This is a genomic window from Flavobacterium arsenatis (assembly GCF_031456785.1).
In the GTDB taxonomy this organism is placed as follows: Bacteria; Bacteroidota; Bacteroidia; order Flavobacteriales; family Flavobacteriaceae; genus Flavobacterium; species Flavobacterium arsenatis.
On the sequence record NZ_JAVDVI010000002.1, the window covers coordinates 1 to 16,990 of the forward strand.

The 16,990-nt window shown below is 35.7% G+C and carries 18 protein-coding genes; 5 read left to right on the forward strand and 13 right to left on the reverse strand.

Annotated features, from left to right (window positions below):
• On the forward strand, positions 1-374 hold a 374-nt coding region (locus tag J2X31_RS02720), incomplete at its 5' end, for a hypothetical protein (protein ID WP_310024207.1).
• Here J2X31_RS02720 and J2X31_RS02725 read toward each other — a convergent pair.
• Positions 307-1,560, reverse strand: coding sequence for an ABC transporter permease (locus tag J2X31_RS02725; RefSeq protein ID WP_310024208.1), 1,254 nt, complete (start codon positions 1,558-1,560; stop codon positions 307-309). The two genes, J2X31_RS02720 and J2X31_RS02725, sit on opposite strands and share 68 nt — an antisense overlap.
• A gap of 91 nt (positions 1,561-1,651) precedes the next feature.
• Between J2X31_RS02725 and J2X31_RS02730 the strand changes: the two genes are divergently transcribed.
• A complete protein-coding gene (locus J2X31_RS02730; RefSeq protein WP_310024209.1) occupies positions 1,652-2,959 on the forward strand; it encodes an exo-beta-N-acetylmuramidase NamZ family protein in 1,308 nt (435 codons plus the stop codon).
• 117 nt (positions 2,960-3,076) lie between these two features.
• Positions 3,077-3,301 carry a hypothetical protein gene (locus J2X31_RS02735; protein ID WP_310024211.1) on the forward strand — a complete coding sequence of 75 codons (225 nt, stop codon included), beginning with the start codon at positions 3,077-3,079 and terminating at the stop codon, positions 3,299-3,301.
• A gap of 31 nt (positions 3,302-3,332) precedes the next feature.
• Here J2X31_RS02735 and J2X31_RS02740 read toward each other — a convergent pair whose 3' ends face one another.
• Positions 3,333-3,830 (reverse strand): YkgJ family cysteine cluster protein, encoded by a 498-nt coding sequence (locus J2X31_RS02740; RefSeq protein ID WP_310024677.1) that lies wholly within the window; start codon positions 3,828-3,830, stop codon positions 3,333-3,335.
• Positions 3,831-3,898: 68 nt separating this feature from the next.
• Between J2X31_RS02740 and J2X31_RS02745 the strand changes: the two genes are divergently transcribed.
• On the forward strand, positions 3,899-4,609 hold the full coding sequence (locus J2X31_RS02745; protein WP_310024213.1) for a class I SAM-dependent methyltransferase: 711 nt from the start codon (positions 3,899-3,901) through the stop codon (positions 4,607-4,609).
• Between the two features lie 76 nt (positions 4,610-4,685).
• Here J2X31_RS02745 and J2X31_RS02750 read toward each other — a convergent pair whose 3' ends face one another.
• The 7 genes from J2X31_RS02750 to J2X31_RS02780 all read right to left on the reverse strand — a co-directional run bounded on the left by J2X31_RS02750 (position 4,686) and on the right by J2X31_RS02780 (position 11,377).
• Positions 4,686-5,318, reverse strand: coding sequence for a 7-carboxy-7-deazaguanine synthase QueE (locus J2X31_RS02750; protein ID WP_310024215.1), 633 nt, complete (start codon positions 5,316-5,318; stop codon positions 4,686-4,688).
• A 251-nt stretch (positions 5,319-5,569) separates the two neighbouring features.
• A complete protein-coding gene (locus J2X31_RS02755; protein WP_310024217.1) occupies positions 5,570-7,273 on the reverse strand; it encodes a tetratricopeptide repeat protein in 1,704 nt (567 codons plus the stop codon).
• 11 nt (positions 7,274-7,284) lie between these two features.
• Complete coding sequence (locus J2X31_RS02760; RefSeq protein WP_310024218.1) at positions 7,285-8,217, reverse strand: substrate-binding domain-containing protein; 933 nt, start codon at positions 8,215-8,217, stop codon at positions 7,285-7,287.
• Positions 8,218-8,465: 248 nt separating this feature from the next.
• Complete coding sequence (locus J2X31_RS02765) at positions 8,466-9,269, reverse strand: energy transducer TonB (protein ID WP_310024219.1); 804 nt, start codon at positions 9,267-9,269, stop codon at positions 8,466-8,468.
• A 39-nt stretch (positions 9,270-9,308) separates the two neighbouring features.
• The gene (locus J2X31_RS02770) at positions 9,309-9,863 is read right to left on the reverse strand and encodes an ExbD/TolR family protein (protein ID WP_310024220.1); all 555 of its coding nucleotides are present in this window, start codon (positions 9,861-9,863) and stop codon (positions 9,309-9,311) included.
• A gap of 15 nt (positions 9,864-9,878) precedes the next feature.
• The gene (locus tag J2X31_RS02775; protein WP_310024222.1) at positions 9,879-10,496 is read right to left on the reverse strand and encodes an ExbD/TolR family protein; all 618 of its coding nucleotides are present in this window, start codon (positions 10,494-10,496) and stop codon (positions 9,879-9,881) included.
• A 50-nt stretch (positions 10,497-10,546) separates the two neighbouring features.
• A complete protein-coding gene (locus tag J2X31_RS02780; protein WP_310024223.1) occupies positions 10,547-11,377 on the reverse strand; it encodes a MotA/TolQ/ExbB proton channel family protein in 831 nt (276 codons plus the stop codon).
• Between the two features lie 456 nt (positions 11,378-11,833).
• On the opposite strand from J2X31_RS02780, the gene J2X31_RS02785 reads away from it, so the two are divergent.
• Complete coding sequence (locus J2X31_RS02785; protein ID WP_310024224.1) at positions 11,834-13,357, forward strand: helicase HerA-like domain-containing protein; 1,524 nt, start codon at positions 11,834-11,836, stop codon at positions 13,355-13,357.
• A 148-nt stretch (positions 13,358-13,505) separates the two neighbouring features.
• Here J2X31_RS02785 and J2X31_RS02790 read toward each other — a convergent pair whose 3' ends face one another.
• The 4 genes from J2X31_RS02790 to J2X31_RS02805 form a co-directional block, all read right to left on the reverse strand.
• Entirely contained in the window at positions 13,506-14,849 is a 1,344-nt protein-coding gene (locus tag J2X31_RS02790) for an FAD-dependent oxidoreductase (RefSeq protein ID WP_310024225.1), read from the reverse strand.
• A 170-nt stretch (positions 14,850-15,019) separates the two neighbouring features.
• On the reverse strand, positions 15,020-15,436 hold the full coding sequence (locus J2X31_RS02795) for a YMGG-like glycine zipper-containing protein (protein WP_310024227.1): 417 nt from the start codon (positions 15,434-15,436) through the stop codon (positions 15,020-15,022).
• 112 nt (positions 15,437-15,548) lie between these two features.
• The gene (locus J2X31_RS02800) at positions 15,549-16,196 is read right to left on the reverse strand and encodes an alpha/beta hydrolase (protein WP_310024228.1); all 648 of its coding nucleotides are present in this window, start codon (positions 16,194-16,196) and stop codon (positions 15,549-15,551) included.
• Positions 16,193-16,921, reverse strand: a complete 729-nt coding sequence (locus J2X31_RS02805) for a phosphodiester glycosidase family protein (protein WP_310024229.1) — start codon at positions 16,919-16,921, stop codon at positions 16,193-16,195. The genes J2X31_RS02800 and J2X31_RS02805 overlap by 4 nt, the downstream gene beginning before the upstream one ends.
• Positions 16,922-16,990 lie beyond the last annotated feature (69 nt).

Sequence of the window (16,990 nt, forward strand, 5' to 3'; positions counted from 1 at the left end):
TTTACAATCCGCTGGAAACGTGTGCCTTGGAATGGAAAGTTTTTTCGAAGGCATCAGGGTTTGCTCCACAATATCACCAAGGCAACCGTGAGGATTATGTGGCGGTGAGGAAATTGAAGCCCTCCGCCGGAATAGAAGGATGCGTCTTTTTGCAGGACGGCAGGAAAAAAAGGTTCCCGGGATGCCCGAAAGCCTCCACCATAGCCCCGGCCGGAGGAAAAATCCTTTTCTTTTTTCCCTCGGAAAAAGAAAAGATTTGGAGGGAGGACGGGAAAATGGAATTATTGGAAGCCCGAAGGTTCGCTTCTAATCGAAACGGATTGCTTTTACGGGAGAGATTTTTGTTATTATATAGGAAGGTATTAATAATATGAGGAGGCATATTGTTATGGTTCCTATGTTAAGGAGAAGTATGTAGGTCCAATTTATATAGACTGGTGCCTCGTTGACATAGTAGTTTTCTGGGTTGAGCTTGATGATCCCAAAATACTGCTGAATTAAAATGAGTCCTATTCCTATTACATTACCCCAAAGTAGTCCGCGGAAAATAAGATGCGATGCATTGAAGAGGAAAATTTTTCGGATGGTCCAGTTATTGGCTCCGAGGGATTTTAGAATTCCTATCATTTGTGTTCGCTCTAGAATGAGGACTAATAAAGCGACTATCATATTGATTGTGGCGACGATTATCATTACGATGAGAATGATCTGGATATTGATGTCGAACATTTTGAGCCAATCGAAGATGTAGTAGTATTTATCGATGATGGTTTTGGTGTCTAGGGATTTTGTTGCATCGGTTTTATTGAAGGTGTTTTCATAGACTTCTTTTCCGATGGTTTCTATATTATCGAAATCGTTTACAAAAACTTCGAAGGAGCCTACTTCTTCTGGTTGCCATTTGTTGATTCTTTGAATGTGACGGATATCTCCCAGAACATATTTGGCATCGAATTCTGGAAATCCTGAATTGAAGATTCCTGTAATCTTGAAAGCACGACGGTTTGGAAGTTTGTTCACTTCGTCTTTCATGAAGAAGGTGGTGAACTTGTCGCCTACTTTTAGCTTGAGTCTATCGGCAAGGAATTTTGAAATTACAACTTCGTCATTTAGATTTTGCTTTAGGTTTGGAATTCGGCCTCCTACAAGATACTCCTTTATATTGTTCCACTGGTATTCCTTTCCTACTCCTTTATATAGTATGCCTTCGAAAGCGGTTTCGGTTCGGATGATCCCCATCTTTGTGGCGACTGCTTGAATGTGGCTGACTTCTGGAATGGAGTTGAATTTTGGGTAGAAATCTTGATTTGTGGAAATTGGAATCAGACTTACTTCGGATTGATTGTCGTCATAATTGGAAATAATAATATGTCCGTTGAAATCGGAAACCTTTTGGCGAATCTTTTGCTTTAGTCCAATTCCGGTTGCTACGGAAACAATCATCATAATCATTCCGATTGCAATGGCGGAAATTGCAATTTTTATAATTGGTGCAGATATACTACTTTTATGGTTTTTAGCAGTAATTAGTCTTTTGGCTATGAAATATTCTAAATTCAATTTGATATTTTTGCTGATTTGATTTTCAAAAATACAGTTTTAGCGTTTAATTTACGCCACTTTTACTAATAATTATATTCCTTTATAAATAATGGGTTTTGTTTCTCTTACAAAAAATAGCTTACGTTTCGTTACTTCTACTGCCTTAACGTTTTTTCTTTTTACTTTATTTTTGGTTTCGTGCAAAACGGTTTCGAAAGTCAATTACTCTGTTCCAGCTGAAACGACTTTAAAGACAAAGATAAAAACGGAGAAATTCTTGACAGGTGCCGATAATGTTTTGAGCTATTTCAAATTAATTGAAAACAAAAAAGTAGGCATTGTTACCAACCAAACCGGATTGATCACCTACGACTCTATCGTTCAACTTCCAAAAGAGGAAGGTTTACATAAAGAAAGTTTGCTTATTAGAACGGAACATATAGTAGATTATCTGGTTAAGCAAAAAGATGTTGATCTGGTTAAAATTTATGCTCCAGAGCATGGTTTCAGAGGAACTGCCGCAAATGGAGAACTGATTACAGATGGAAAAGACACCAAGACGGGTTTGCCTATTTTGTCATTATATGGAAATAGCAAAAAACCAAGTCCACAACAATTGGAAGGAATTGATGTTTTGATGTTTGACTTGCAAGATGTGGGTGCTCGTTTTTATACTTATATTTCGCACCTTCATTATATTATGGAAGCTTGTGCAGAACAAGGAATCCCGTTGATTATTCTTGACAGGCCAAATCCGAATGGAGGAATTGTTGACGGACCAATTCTCGAACCAGAACATTCGAGCTTTATAGGAATGCACACGATTCCTGTCTTGCATGGCATGACCATTGGCGAATACGCATTGATGATTAACGGTCAGGGTTGGCTTGCAAATGGAATCCAATGCGAATTGAAGATTGTTCCTTGTGAAAACTACAAAAGAGAAATGCCATACAGTCTTCCTGTGAAGCCTTCGCCAAACTTGCCAAATGATCAATCCATCAATTTGTATGCTAGTTTGTGTTTTTTTGAAGGAACAAATGTGAGTATTGGAAGAGGGACAGACATGCAATTTCAAGTTTATGGTTCGCCTTATTTGCCAAATACTGGGTTTTCTTTCAAACCTGAACCTAATGTTGGTTCGACCAATCCTCCTAACAATGGATTAAATTGTTACGGCGAAGATTTGAGAAATGTTGAAAAAGTGACGCGTTTGGAGTTGAAATGGTTAATTCGAGCTTATCAGGAAACTTTAGACAAAACAAAATTCTTCACGTCTTTCTTTACAAAACTTGCTGGGAACAAAACACTTCAGTTTCAGATTCAGGCCGGAATGCCCGAAGAGCAAATACGAGAAAGCTGGGTCTTAGGCTTGGAGGAATTTAGAATCATGCGACAAAAATATCTCATTTATTAATTTTTTGTTTATCTGAAAAAATAAGAAAAATTTATCATATTGATTATTCGTTATTGTTTACCTATTCCTTAAATTAGTGGGAATTATTTAAACAACTAATAAACCAAATCTATTGATATGAAAAGAGCTGAAATTATAATGACCTTTATGGATGAACTGAAGAAATTCATCGCATTCCTAAACGAAGGTATCGAAAAGGGTATCGAACTTTTTGAGCAGGCAAAAATATGGGTGTCCAAAATGATTGAATACCTTGAAATCCGAATCAGAAATTTTGTTGACAGCGTTAGAGGAAGAACTTTAGATTTGATAGAATCCTCAGACGATTATATGTTTGTATAAAAAAGTCCTGCTCATTTGCAGGACTTTTCGTTTATAATTTTATTCTCTTTTTCATCTCTTCAACAATATTGTAGGCTGCCGGACAGATTCCAACATTTCTTAAGGTGAGATTTGAAATTTGCTGAAACTTCTTCCTATCCGTGTGAGGGAATTCTCTACATGCTTTTGGCCTTACATCATAAATCATACAATAATTCTCCGCATCCAAAAAAGTACAAGGAACACTTTTCAAGACATAATCCTTGTCTTCATCAATTCTCAAATATTGATCGATGAACTGTTGTGGCTTTTGTCGGAACGATTTCGAAATTCGTTCGATATCGGCAAACGTAAAAAGCGGCCCAGTAGTTTTGCAACAATTCGCACATTTCAAACAATCGGTTTTTTTGAACTCATTGTCATGGATTTCTTGCATCACATAGTCCAGATCACGTGGCGGTTTCTTTTTCAGCTTATCAAAATACTTTTTGTTTTCGATATGCTTATCTTTGGCTAGTTTTCCGAGTTCGTTTAAATTTGGCTTTAGCATCATTACAATTTCTTCTGCAAAGTTAAACAACTTTTAAACCCATAAACTTTTAAACTCATAAACATTTGATGAAAGACCTTTTCGGAAAAGCCATATTGGATTATCAAACGAATAATTCTCCCGAAGATTTAATTACCGAAACTTCTATTTCTGAAGAAGATGAAATGTCGGTTGCCTATTTGTTTCGTTCTTTTAAAGAAATGCCTTCGATTGAACAAAAAGCTTTAGAGCTTTCAAAAGGAAAAGTTCTTGATGTTGGATGTGGAGCGGGAAGCCACAGTTTATATCTCCAAAATGAAAAAGGATTGGATGTCACTTCGATTGATATTTCGGAAAATGCGATTGAATGTTGCCAACTTCGTGGACTGAAAAATGCTGTTGAAATTGATGTTTTGGATTTGGATTCAGATGCAAATAAGTTTGACACGATCTTGCTATTGATGAACGGAACTGGAATTTTCGGTAAATTGGAAAAAGTGCCTACATTTTTACAGAAATTAAAATCATTATTGAATCCTGATGGGCAGATTTTAATTGACAGTTCTGACATTATTTATATGTTTGATGAAGATGAAGATGGTGGAAAATGGATTCCGTCTGATAACTATTACGGAGAAGTTACTTTTACCGTTACTTACAAAAATGAAAAAGAGGATACTTTTGAGTGGTTGTATTTAGATTATAACACTTTGCAGAATGCTTGTTTTGATAATGGTTTGAAATGTGAATTGATTAAAGAAGGTGAACATTTTGATTATTTGGCGAGGCTAACACTTTGATTTTTGATATAAAAAAACTAATCCCAAATTCCTATGTGTTTCAATTGGAATTTGGGATTTGCTATTTAATAATTCATCAAGGAATATTCAAATATTTATGGGTTTGCAATGAAACCCTCCATTTTGGATTGTTCATTACATAATCTACAATTAGTGGCGTCATTTCTTCTTTTTTGCTCCATTCTGGTTGAAGGAACAAAATTGCATTTTGATTTACTTTTTCGGCTTGCTCTTCGGCAAAGATGAAATCGTGCTTGTTGTAGATGATGACTTTCAGTTCGTGTGCATTATCATAAACGGTTTGAGTTGGAAGTTTGTTCTTTTTTGGAGAAAGGCAAATCCAGTCCCAAGTTCCGGTTAAGGGATAGGCTCCAGAAGTTTCGATGTGAACACGACGGTTTCTGTCTTTTAGCATTTGCGTAAGCAAAGTCATGTCCCATGTTAAAGGTTCGCCTCCTGTTATGACAACTGTTTCGGAATATTTTGAAGCATTTTCTACAATCTGATTGATGTGGGTTGGCGGATGAAGGGCTGCATTCCAGCTTTCCTTTACATCGCACCAATGACAGCCAACATCGCATCCGCCAATTCTGATGAAATAGGCGGCTGTTCCTGTATGATAACCTTCGCCTTGAATGGTATAGAATTCCTCCATGAGTGGAAGCATTGTTCCTTTTTCGACTTCGGTTTGTATTTCTTTTGGTAACATTTTATTTTTTAAATAGTTTGCAAAGATAGGGTTCTTTTTTACAAATGTTTAAAAGAAGCCTAAAGTTATTATCATAGCCCGAAGTCTCACGACTGACTGGAGGGATCTCGTCTTTTACGACGAGAGGAAGGAAGGCAGGAAAATGCCTGCCTGTCGGCAGACAGGGTTTCTGAAAATGCCCAAACGATTTGCTTCTAAAATAAAAAAACCGATAACGTGATGCTATCGGTTTGATTATACTTGAATTTCTTTTACAATAATTTCAATGTGCTTTTTGCAGTTTCGTCGTTTGGATCGATAGCTAATGCTTTCTGGAAATATTCTCTTGCTTTAGCTTTATCTTTTTTCGCGAAGTGAATTCCTAGGTTATTGTAGGCTTCAACAAACTTGGTTTGGTTGGCTGGTTTTGCAACTTCTTCGGCTCCTTTTTCGGTTACCACTCTGATGAATTCTTCGTAGTTCTTAACCATTTCGGCTTGGGCAACTGCATCATCTTCAAGCAAACTGTTGATACGAGCTTTATAAATGTATGCATCTTGTGTTGTTGGCGAAGCTGCAATTACGTTATCGAAAGCGGTATTTGCTTTAGAAACGATAATAGGATCTATTTTTTGACCTTCTTCAAGATTCACATTACCAAAGTACAGTGCATATCCTAGATAGAAATTGTCGTAGAGGAAATTTCTTGAGTTTGGATTTGTTGTTGCAACTTCATAAATGGCTGCCGCTTGATTGTATAGTTTCAAGTCAAAGAATTTTTTTCCGATGTCGTTCAATTCGTTTGCCATTGCTGGATCCATTTCAACTCCTTTTTTGATGTCGGCTACTCCTGAATCAAATAATGGCTGATCAACTTTACTGTCGGTTTTACCATCTGCTGCGGTTGTAGTGGTTAGTGCTTTTGTAGTTTTTGCCATACCTAAATATAGGTAATCACGACCAATTGGCTTTGCATTACTTTTTGTAAGAAAGTCATTCAATGCTGTAATAGTTGCATCTGGATTCTTATTTTCGAAAGCTGAATATCCTAAATAACGTAGGATTCTTGGGTTTACTTTATCCAATTTTTGCATTTCGTTTGCTTCTTTTTCAAGTGCCGCATAGTCTTTTGTCAAGACAAGGAAATCGGCATGACGCATACGTGAATCCAATGAATAATCGGTCAAGCTCATATACTTCTGGTAGTTCTCTATGGCCAATTTATTGTAGGCTGCATATTGAGCTTTATCGTTTAATGCCCATAAATAATAGGTTTCTGCTATTTCCCTGTAAGCCGGTCCATAAGTTGGGTTTGTTGCCAAGATGTTATCGAAGGCTGCTTTTGCTTCTTTGAAGGCTTTTGAACCTTTGGTGATTACTCCTAATTGTAATTTAGCTCTCAATACACTATTGTCAGCATCAAAGGAATTACGGTAAGCTGAATAAGCTTCGTTTACGTTTCCGTCACCTTTGTAGGCATCTCCTAATGACAATAAAACTTGGGCATCCATTGGCTGAACTGCTTTAGCTTTATTCAATTGAACAAGTGCTGCCTTATAATCTGGTTTTTCGACATTCATATAAGCACGACCGATGTACATGAATTGTTCGAAATCTTTTTTTCTCATATCGGCTGTGGCTTTATCAAAATTTGATTTTGCACCAACTGTATTTCCGTTGTCTAAATCAATCTGACCTAAACCTATGTAGTTAAAAGTTCCATCCTTTTTGGCTGTTAATCCTTTTTCGTAGGTAACTTTTGCCGAATCTTCCAGCTTTTGAGTAAGGTAAAGATTTCCTAATACAAAGAAATTCTTTCCTTCATCAGCTTTAGTATTAATTAAGGTTTTTAAAATCGTTTTGGCTTTTTCATACTGTTCAGCATCAATCGCTTTTTTAGCTTGCTCTAAATCTTGAGCATAAGCTCCAGCTCCAAAAGCAAGAAAGGCGATACTGAAAAATTTTAACTTGTTCATAGTATTCTGATTTATTTATTATTGATAATTTCTTTTCGGATGTTAAGTTCTCGTGAAGGAATCCTAACAGGCAGTAAACCTGACTTCAGAATAATTCTTTGTCCTATGTCTCCGGCAACAAAAGAAGCAAAACCCATACCCAAACCAGCAGTTCCCTGATAATTTAACATATAAATTGGTCGTTTTAGTGGGTATAAACCCTCGCCAAGATTGCTTTGGTTGGGTTTATAGTACAAAACATTATTGGGTTGACTTTTAACATTTCTGACACTCATAACGGCAATCTTGTCTGTATATTGCTTTGTGTCTTCAAAAGGCTGTACCAACAAATTGAGTCCTATCACCCCAATTGATCCTTGATTATTGGAAACATATTCTAAAACTTCTTTATGAGAATTCAGGGAGTAGATATTTTTCTTTTGTCCGTTTTTTACTCCCGCCAGATTATTCATGTAGCTAACGATACTTGAATTTGGATTTTCGAAAACCAATGCTTTGATCTTGCTTTCTTTTTCTTGCAATAAATTTAGCACTTCTTGAAGATCTATTAATGTGTCTTGAGAAGCCTTATTGGTAATAAAAACAATTGCATCCGAAGCAAAATGCGTGATTTTTGGGATAATTTTCTTTTGATTGAAATGATTTTCTTCTTCTTTTGTGAGCTTTCTGGACAAGACTGCAATTTGCGTTTTATCGGTAAGCAAAGCATTTACAACTTCCGATTCAGATTGATTGACTAAATTCAATTTCACGTTGTATTGGCTTTCGAATACTGCCGTTTGATCTTCAACAATTGGCTGAAGTGTCTGATCAACATAGATTGTTGCAGTCCCTTGCAGAACAGTTTCTTCTAATTTTTCATTATTGTCTTTGTCCTTGCAAGCATAAATAACTATCGAAAAGATTCCGATTAAAACCGATATTTTAAATAATGAAGATTTCATAATTAAGTTTTTTAACATTATTTTGTTTGCAGAAGACGTATAAAGCGTAGAAATGAGTAAACAATGAGCAATACACCAAATGCCATCCTATAAGTTTCGGGCAATGCTATTGGAAATTCTTTCCAAAAAATGACAATCATTCCCAAAACAAAATAAATCAAAAAGAAGAGTATTCCTATAACGAACAGAAATCGCCCTTTAAGCGATTTCTGAACTCTTTCGTGTGTATTTTTTCTGTTGTGCATTCCTTAATTTCCAGACACAATGCTGATTGGTAATGAATATAGAACCCTAACCGGGCGACCGTTTTGGATACCTGGTTTCCATTTTGGGGATTTTTGCAACACCCTGATGGCTTCTTTTCCAGTTCCATAACCTAAATCTCTAATTACTTTTATATCCGTTAAAGATCCATCTTTTTCTACTACGAATTGAACGAACACTTTACCTTTCAAATCTTCTCCTTCAGGAACTCTGTAGTTCTTACCTACGAAATCATAAAACTTCTGAATTCCACCTGGAAAATCAGGTTTTACTTCTACCGCTGTATAGATTTGGTTGGTATCTTCAACTATTTTAGAGTCTGTTTGAGGTCCGTCACCAGATGGAGCATCAATAACGATTTTACCATCTTCTTGACCCTTCAAATCTTTTGCACCAACATTCTTGTCTTTAAGGTCCTCAATTGACTTGATTTCCTCTACAACCTTTTCCTTTTCTACAACCTTTGGCTTAACAAATTTTACTTCGTCAATTTTTGGTGCAGGAGGAGGTGGTGGTGGTGGTGGAGTTAAAGGTTTTACTTCTTCAGGAGGTGGTGCCAATGTTGCCATATCTACCATAGTAACCTTTTCTGTTTCTTTATCTTCTTTACTTCCTTCCCAATTGATTAATGGCAAAGATAGAAGACCAGCGAAAGCGGCAGCACCAATGAAAAATCCTTTAAGTGTGTCTTTAGGGTTTTGCTTACGCAATTTGTAGGCACCATAACTTTTGTTACGACCCTCAAAGACCATGTCGATCCACTTTTGTTTGTATATATCTAATTTCATACTATATGTTTTATAATTTTCTAAAAAGAAAATTCGTAATTATTCAAACAACTGCTCTTCTTGAGGAGTAATATCATCGATAGCATATACTTTCACTTTGCAAATAGCCATTTCATCTAGTATATCAACTAAATTTTTATAGTCAGACTCTTTACTTGGCTTAATGATTACGATCAAGTCTTCACCATTAGGTTTTGCTGTAGTTCTTGTTGCTAAAGGTACCGATTTCATTTTCTCTAAAATATCCTTACGAATACCATCCTTACCGTAACCAACTGCCTTTGGAGCTTGTTTTGGTTTATCAAATTGCCCCATATACATTTGCAATTTGTCATCAGGCCCTAATAAAACAACCATCGTTCTTTCTTCAGAAACCAGAATATCATCCTGAATTTTCTTGGTAGGATCCTTATCAGGCATCGCCAAATCCATAGATTGAGGTTTTGATAATGAAGTTGTTAACATAAAGAAAGTAATCAACAAGAATGCCAAATCCACCATTGCAGTTAAATCGACAGAAGAATTTTGTTTTTTACTTCTTACTTTGCCACCTTTTTTACCACCTCCACTGTCGCCAGTATCTAATTGTGCCATTTTATATTTTTTATATTAAAAATTTTCACCTCTTAATCCAGTAACCAAATTGAATTTGTTTACTTTTTGTTCCTGCAAAATATCCATAACTTTTTTAATTTCTGGATATTGCTCTTTTGCATCGCCTTTGATTGCAAAATTCAGCTGTTGCTGATTAACTTCTGCATTTGCATATCGAGCAGCCTTAACCCATTCTGTCAATTGATTGTCTATCGAATCATGTGGTATACCAATTTGTCTTCCTTTTACATTTCTATCACTAGAAGATAGTCCTATCAAACCTTTTAATTGATTCACAGGAACTCCAAATTCTTCAATCAAGCTAAATCTCTTTTTCTCTTCTTCTGAAAACTGAACGTTATATTTTTCCCCTATAAGTTCCAATGTCTTGATTCGAACATCTGGAGCTTTTACTCCGAAGAAAACTTTTCCGCTATCGCCTATTGTAACAATAGCCAAGTCAGTATCAGGCAATTTTACTTGCACAGTTGAAGCTGGCGTTTCAACCGGAATTACTTCCGGTTGTTTTGCCGTAGCTGTTAATATAAAGAAAGTCAGCAAAAGAAAAGAAACATCACACATCGCGGTCATATCAATCGCTGTGGCTTTCTTGGACATTTTTACTTTAGCCATTTATATATTTTTTTAATAGATAGCCTATAACGGCTTACTACAATTAGTTATTAGTTTCTTAAACTTCCTCTGAACCTTCTGTAAGTTCCAACGATAGTTGCACCTGCCTCATCAATAGAGTATGTCAAGGTATCGATTTTAGAAGTAAAGAAGTTGTAAGAGATAATTGCTAATGCAGAAGTAGCAATACCTGTTGCCGTATTAATCAAGGCTTCAGAAATACCATTTGCTAATGCAGCTTGATCTGGAGCTCCAGAAGTTGCCAAGGCACCAAACGCCGTGATCATCCCCATTACCGTTCCCAACAAACCTACAAGTGTTCCTAATGATACTAATGAAGAAATAATCGTCATGTTTTTTTCCAACATTGGCATTTCTAATGAAGTAGCTTCTTCGATTTCTTTTTGAATAGTTTCTGCAGCAGCTTCGCTATCAAAACCTTCTTTTTTCACTTCATTATATTTAATCAAAGCTGATTTAATTGCATTTGCAACAGAACCTTTTTGTTTGTCACAATCAGCAATTGCTGCATCGATGTTACCTGCGTGAATGTTTTCTTGTACATTTTTCATGAATTTGTCTAAACTTCCTGTTCCGGCAGCTTTAGAAATAACGAAAAAACGCTCGATAGAAAATGCAACTACCATTAACATCAATCCCATCAAAACTGGAACGATATTTCCTCCTTTATAAACCATTCCTAAATAGTTTCCTGGAAGTGGATGTCCTGTGTTCACTCCTCCTTCGAAGTTAGAACCGTGACCCATTACAAATTCCCTTACCAAGATACCAATTATTATACATCCAACAATAACAAGTCCAGAGAATAAATTACCTCCATTTGAACCATTTCCTTTTTGCGCTACATTTGCGTTTGCCATCTTTTTTTAAATTTTAGTTTTTTAAAAATTTTAATAATACTTAATGATTAAGGTTTCTTTAATGATTAATATCAGAACGACAAATTTAAATTTTTACATCATATAAAAAAATAAAAAGTCCTTTTTTATTGATTATTAACAATAATTTTTGATAACAATAACAACGTGTTAAATCAATATTAAATCTGATATTTTTAATAATAAATCGATTTCGTAATAAATTATTCAAAATTCAATAATGAGATTGCGGATTTATTTAATTTCCTTGACAAAACATCAAGAGTAACTCTTCTACTTTAATAACTTCATTCCTATTAATTTTATTGTACATAACATTAATTTTACATTAAAAACACTTCTTTTATCAATATTTTCATTCAAAATAATCATCAATTGAAAAACTATTTTATTTTTGTTTTTATGTTTGAAGCAATAACAATCTAATTCCGAAGCAAAATGTCAAAAAAAGAAGTGTTTTCAGCACACATAAATCAAGGATATTCTTCCAAAGGCGAGAGTATTATTTTAGGTGGTGCCATTCTCGATGGGGAGGCTTTAGCTGATTCTTATGTAAAAATCCCACTCAAAACCCTAAACCGTCACGGGCTTATTGCTGGAGCTACGGGAACCGGGAAAACAAAAACCATCCAAGTGCTTTCTGAACAATTGTCCTCGTTTGGGATTCCCGTTTTAATGATGGACATAAAAGGCGATTTTAGCGGTATTGCAAAACCTGGCGAAGAATTGCCGTTTATAACCGAAAGGCATGCAAAAATTGGCTTGCCGTATTCTTCTTCCGGATTTCCAGTGGAATTGATGACTTTATCCGCTCAAAACGGAGTCAGGCTTCGAGCAACCGTTACAGAATTTGGACCTGTACTGTTTTCAAGAATTTTGAATCTTAATGATACTCAAGCAGGAGTTGTAGCTGTGATTTTTAAATATTGTGACGACAACAAGATGCCTCTTATCGATTTAAAAGACATCAAAAAAGTCATCAATTATATTACAGAGGAAGGAAAGGCTGAAATTGAGGAACACTACGGCAAGATTTCAACCTCAACAACGGGAACGATTTTGAGAAAAATCATCGAACTCGAACAGCAGGGTGGCGATTTGTTTTTTGGAGAAATGTCGTTTGACATTAATGATTTGATGCGGATTGATGAAAACGGAAAAGGATACATTAATATAATACGTCTCACAGATATTCAAGATAAGCCGAAATTATTCTCTACATTCATGTTGAGCTTATTGGCCGAAATCTACCAGCAAATGCCCGAACAAGGAGATTCTGGTCAGCCAGAATTAGTGATTTTCATAGACGAAGCACACCTTATATTTAATGAAGCCAGCAAAGCCTTGTTGGAACAAATTGAAAGCATCGTAAAATTAATCCGCTCAAAAGGAATCGGGATTTACTTTGTGACGCAAAATCCAATGGACGTTCCGAGTGGTGTTTTGGCACAATTGGGTCTGAAAATTCAACATGCTTTAAGAGCCTTTACGGCAAATGACAGAAAAGCAATCAAGATGACAGCGGAAAATTATCCGCTTTCCGACTACTATAAAACCGACGAAACCTTGACCAATCTAGGAATTGGAGAAGCATTGGTTACCGCCTTAAACGAAAAAGGAATTCCTACACCTCTTGTTGCAACAATGATGCGAGCTCCAATGAGCAGAATGGATGTTTTATCTGAAAATGAAATTGCGGCAATCAACAACAAATCGAAACTGGTAAAGAAATACAGCGAAATCATCGACCGCGAAAGTGCCTATGAAATGCTGAACAAGAAAATCCAAACCATAGAATCGGAAGCCAAGGAAATTGAAACTAAAAAACAGGAAGAAAAACGACAACGTAAAACTGCTTCCGAACCAATGAGCCAAACTACAAAAGGCGTGATAAAGGTGCTTACAAGTGCTACTTTTATTCGGGGTGTTTTTGGGGTACTGACCAAGTTGTTTAAAAAATAACTCCTTTAAAATTCCAAAAAACAAATAAATTACAATTATCAAATTATTTAACTTAAAAAATTCCAAACCTTTGCTTTTGGCAACTGTTTGGAATTTTTATTTATAATCCAAGTATTGAAGCTTGGAATTATTTGATATTTGGAAATTGCTATTTGTGATTTAATAGTGAAATTATCCTCTCCTCCACTTCCTTACTGTCCCAAATGTTTTCAATATCATCCATTTCCAAAACTTGCTTCATAATGCCATCTTGAAAGTCGCCCATCGCCAAAGCCTCTGAATAAGGATGTGAGCTAAAGGTAACCCTGCTGTATAATGGCATCCATTTGTCTGGATATTTTTCGGAGAAATGTTTTTCTATTTTTTTCTGAAGCAGGAATTTTTCATCAGCTGTTTTCGAACTCATTTCCATAAAATTCCGATAGGAAAGTTCGGCAATGGCATCTGCATTTGGCTTTCTTGATTCTTCGTATTCCTTGAAGATGGTCTCCCAATCGTCGCCGTGCTTTTGCATAATTTCACTTAAAATCGTAATATCTTCAAAACCGGCATTCATCCCATGACCATAAAACGGAACAATGGCATGACAGGCATCACCAATCAAGGCAACTTTATCTTCAAATGTCCATGGGAAGCATTTCATCGTAACCAAATAACTGGTAGGATTCTTAAAGAAATCTTCCACCAAATTCGGAATCACTTCTTTGGTATCTGGAAAATGATTGGCGAAAAAGGCCACCAATGTTTCCTTGTCTTTTAAATTTTCAAAGGAATTATCGCCTTCGTGTGGCATAAATAACGTACAAGTAAAACTTCCGTCAGGATTCGCCAAAGCCATCAGCATAAATTCGCCTCTTGGCCAGATGTGCAAGGAATTTTTATCGAGTTTATGAGTACCATCGGCATTAGCCGGAATATTAAGCTCCTTATAGCCAATCTTTAAAAACTCCTGCGAATAATTGAACATACTCTGACGTTGCATTCTGTGGCGTACTCTTGAGAAAGCCCCATCGGCACCAAAAACTTTGTCGTATTTCAGTTCTTCCCACTCCCCTCTTTCGGTTTCGCCGATATGAAGTGAAGCATCCGAAAGGGTAACATCCCAAACCTTATGGTCAAAGAAGAATTCTACCCCTTCGGCTTCGGCCAAATCAATCATCTTTCGGTTGAGCAGTCCTCTCGACAAGGAAAAAATAGCCTCGCCATCTTTTCCATAATATTGATAGTTGAGCTTATCGCCAGTATGAATCGCACGCTTGTCAACCGGAATACCTATTTTCTTGATTTCTTCGTCAAGACCAATATCTTTCAGAGTTTTCCAACCACGGTTAGACATCACAAGATTAATCGATCGTCCGGAGAATTGGATTTTTCTGATATCAGGACTTCTGTCAAAAACATGAACCGTGTGTCCAGCTCTCTTTAAATAAATAGCCAGTAACGTACCAACCAATCCAGAACCAACAACGGCTATCTTTAGGGATTTTTGCATCAGGGAATATTCTAAATAAATAAGGCCGTAAAAATAAGTATTTATTATTGTTAAGTATTGAAAATGGTTTAAAAGTTTAAGGGTTTAAAAGGTTAATAGACAATCCGAAAATAGAAAAACGCGTTTGAAACAAATCTCAAACGCGTTTTCGGGGAATATATATAGGGTTGTTATTTTTTCTTTTTAGAATCAATAATCGCTCCTGTTCCGGCACCAACACCGGCTCCTGCCAAACCACCAATGATGGCTCCTTCTCCTTTTTTCTTACTTACGATAGCTCCTGTTGCGGCACCTACACCAGCTCCAATAACAGCTCCTTTAGCTGCCGAACTCCATTGCTTTTTCTCTGTAGTGGTTGTGGTTGTTGCTGGAGTAGCTTGATTGACTACTACAACTTCCTTCCTTGCTTGTTCTTGTTGTTTTTGAGCTTCCAATTTCATTGAGTCAATGACCCTTTGCTTTGCCATTTCCATTTTCATAGAATCGATCGCTACTTGTTTAGCATCTTCATAAACCATAGCTTCATCATTAGTATTCTTACATGAAAAAATAGCTAATGCTAATAATGTTACATATAATGCTTTCATAATTGTTTTTATTTAAAATGTTCATTACAAAGAAACGGTAGCATAAAATGAATTACGTTATGAAATTTTGAATAAGGTTTATAAGATTAGTGAGGTGAGGTTGGTTAAATGGTTATGAGTTTAAAAGGGATTGCTTGATTATCTGATTTAATTCTTCTGGTTTGTTTATTGTCATAAAATGCCCTCCATCTTCTATTATAATAGCAGCATTTACAAATCTTAACGGCAAAATCTTATCAGAAGATCCATGAATATGAATATACTTTTGAGGCTCTATTATATTTTTCCAATTGACAATTGCATTGATGGCCCACTTTAAGAGTCGAGGATCTGTGTCATTTAATATCTCTGTCAATAATTTTTTATCTTCGTTAGTTTTGATTCCGAACAACCAATAACTAAAAAAATTGGATTGTTTCATTAAGCTTGTCGGTACTAGTTTATGAACTTTTAAAGCTCCCAACCATCGGTAGTAAAAAGGAATTTCTTTATAGCTTTTTGCCGAAGCAATCAAAATAATTTTCTCCGTTTGAATATGCTTTGCTACTTCACCAGCTATTATTCCTCCGAAGGATAATCCTATCAAGATTGGATTATCGGTATGGATTTGTTCGGTTAAACGTTTTGCATAATATCCAATAGATTCTTTATTTTCGGGCGTAATCCATTCAATAAAAGTAATATCAAAACCTGAAAAATCTAGGTATTTGAATACTCGCTTGTCGGCTCCTAATCCGCTAAATATGTAGATCTTTTTCATTCAACAACTCCAATTATGACTCCAAAATTCCCATCGGTTTGAATCCAATTTTCCTTTGGAAAATAGGTTCTGGAAACAAATCCATCTAAATACAAAGCATTCTTGCATCCCAAACTTTTAAAATAGGTTGCAAAATCATAGAAATTAATTTCCTTTTTAGACATTGCAAAAACTATTTTGCCGTCGGGCAGAATCCCAACACCATTTCGGATATGCACATTTGATGAACCTTTTTTAAAATCTGAATGAATCTTTCCTTCAACCAACAACATTGGTCCAGACTGTGTAGCATATTCTATTTCTGAAATGTTTTTTAATTCTTTCGAGACACAAATTCCAGCCTTCTTTTTAGTTGTCAGATAAAACACTCCATTTGGTTTCATATAAAAATTACCATTCCCGCTAGCAGTGCCAATTGGTGAAAGCATTTTTGTTTTTTCGATATAAAGTCCTTGAGGAGAATTGTCTTTTTTATACATCCCAGCATTCATTGCAAACTCCAACTTCTGATTGCGGTTTTCAAGCCATGATTTTAAATTTTGAATACTCTTGAAATGCTGTTGTTTATCGTTTTTCCAATACAACTTGACTTGCTTTTGGACAGGATCTACAATGCAGACAACAAAACGTTCATCCGTATTTTTTTGAATATAAGCCGAAATAAAAATTGCAAGACACAAAACTATTATTGTTGTTGTAATGATTTTAATTCTACTTTTCATCATAAACTGGTGTTTTTACCGAACTAAAATACATCAAAACAAAATAGTATTTCTATAATCCCTAAAAAAACT

Coding starts and splice junctions, on each gene's coding strand:
- J2X31_RS02740 (WP_310024677.1), bottom strand. CDS start 3,830: ATGCTAAAGCCAAATTTAAACGAACTCGGAAAACTAGCCAAAGATAAG.
- J2X31_RS02785 (WP_310024224.1), top strand. CDS start 11,834: ATGTCAAAAAAAGAAGTGTTTTCAGCACACATAAATCAAGGATATTCT.
- J2X31_RS02760 (WP_310024218.1), bottom strand. CDS start 8,217: ATGAAATCTTCATTATTTAAAATATCGGTTTTAATCGGAATCTTTTCG.
- J2X31_RS02755 (WP_310024217.1), bottom strand. CDS start 7,273: ATGAACAAGTTAAAATTTTTCAGTATCGCCTTTCTTGCTTTTGGAGCT.
- J2X31_RS02775 (WP_310024222.1), bottom strand. CDS start 10,496: ATGGCTAAAGTAAAAATGTCCAAGAAAGCCACAGCGATTGATATGACC.
- J2X31_RS02805 (WP_310024229.1), bottom strand. CDS start 16,921: ATGATGAAAAGTAGAATTAAAATCATTACAACAACAATAATAGTTTTG.
- J2X31_RS02750 (WP_310024215.1), bottom strand. CDS start 5,318: ATGTTACCAAAAGAAATACAAACCGAAGTCGAAAAAGGAACAATGCTT.
- J2X31_RS02795 (WP_310024227.1), bottom strand. CDS start 15,436: ATGAAAGCATTATATGTAACATTATTAGCATTAGCTATTTTTTCATGT.
- J2X31_RS02745 (WP_310024213.1), top strand. CDS start 3,899: ATGAAAGACCTTTTCGGAAAAGCCATATTGGATTATCAAACGAATAAT.
- J2X31_RS02800 (WP_310024228.1), bottom strand. CDS start 16,196: ATGAAAAAGATCTACATATTTAGCGGATTAGGAGCCGACAAGCGAGTA.
- J2X31_RS02735 (WP_310024211.1), top strand. CDS start 3,077: ATGAAAAGAGCTGAAATTATAATGACCTTTATGGATGAACTGAAGAAA.
- J2X31_RS02730 (WP_310024209.1), top strand. CDS start 1,652: ATGGGTTTTGTTTCTCTTACAAAAAATAGCTTACGTTTCGTTACTTCT.
- J2X31_RS02770 (WP_310024220.1), bottom strand. CDS start 9,863: ATGGCACAATTAGATACTGGCGACAGTGGAGGTGGTAAAAAAGGTGGC.
- J2X31_RS02780 (WP_310024223.1), bottom strand. CDS start 11,377: ATGGCAAACGCAAATGTAGCGCAAAAAGGAAATGGTTCAAATGGAGGT.
- J2X31_RS02790 (WP_310024225.1), bottom strand. CDS start 14,849: ATGCAAAAATCCCTAAAGATAGCCGTTGTTGGTTCTGGATTGGTTGGT.
- J2X31_RS02765 (WP_310024219.1), bottom strand. CDS start 9,269: ATGAAATTAGATATATACAAACAAAAGTGGATCGACATGGTCTTTGAG.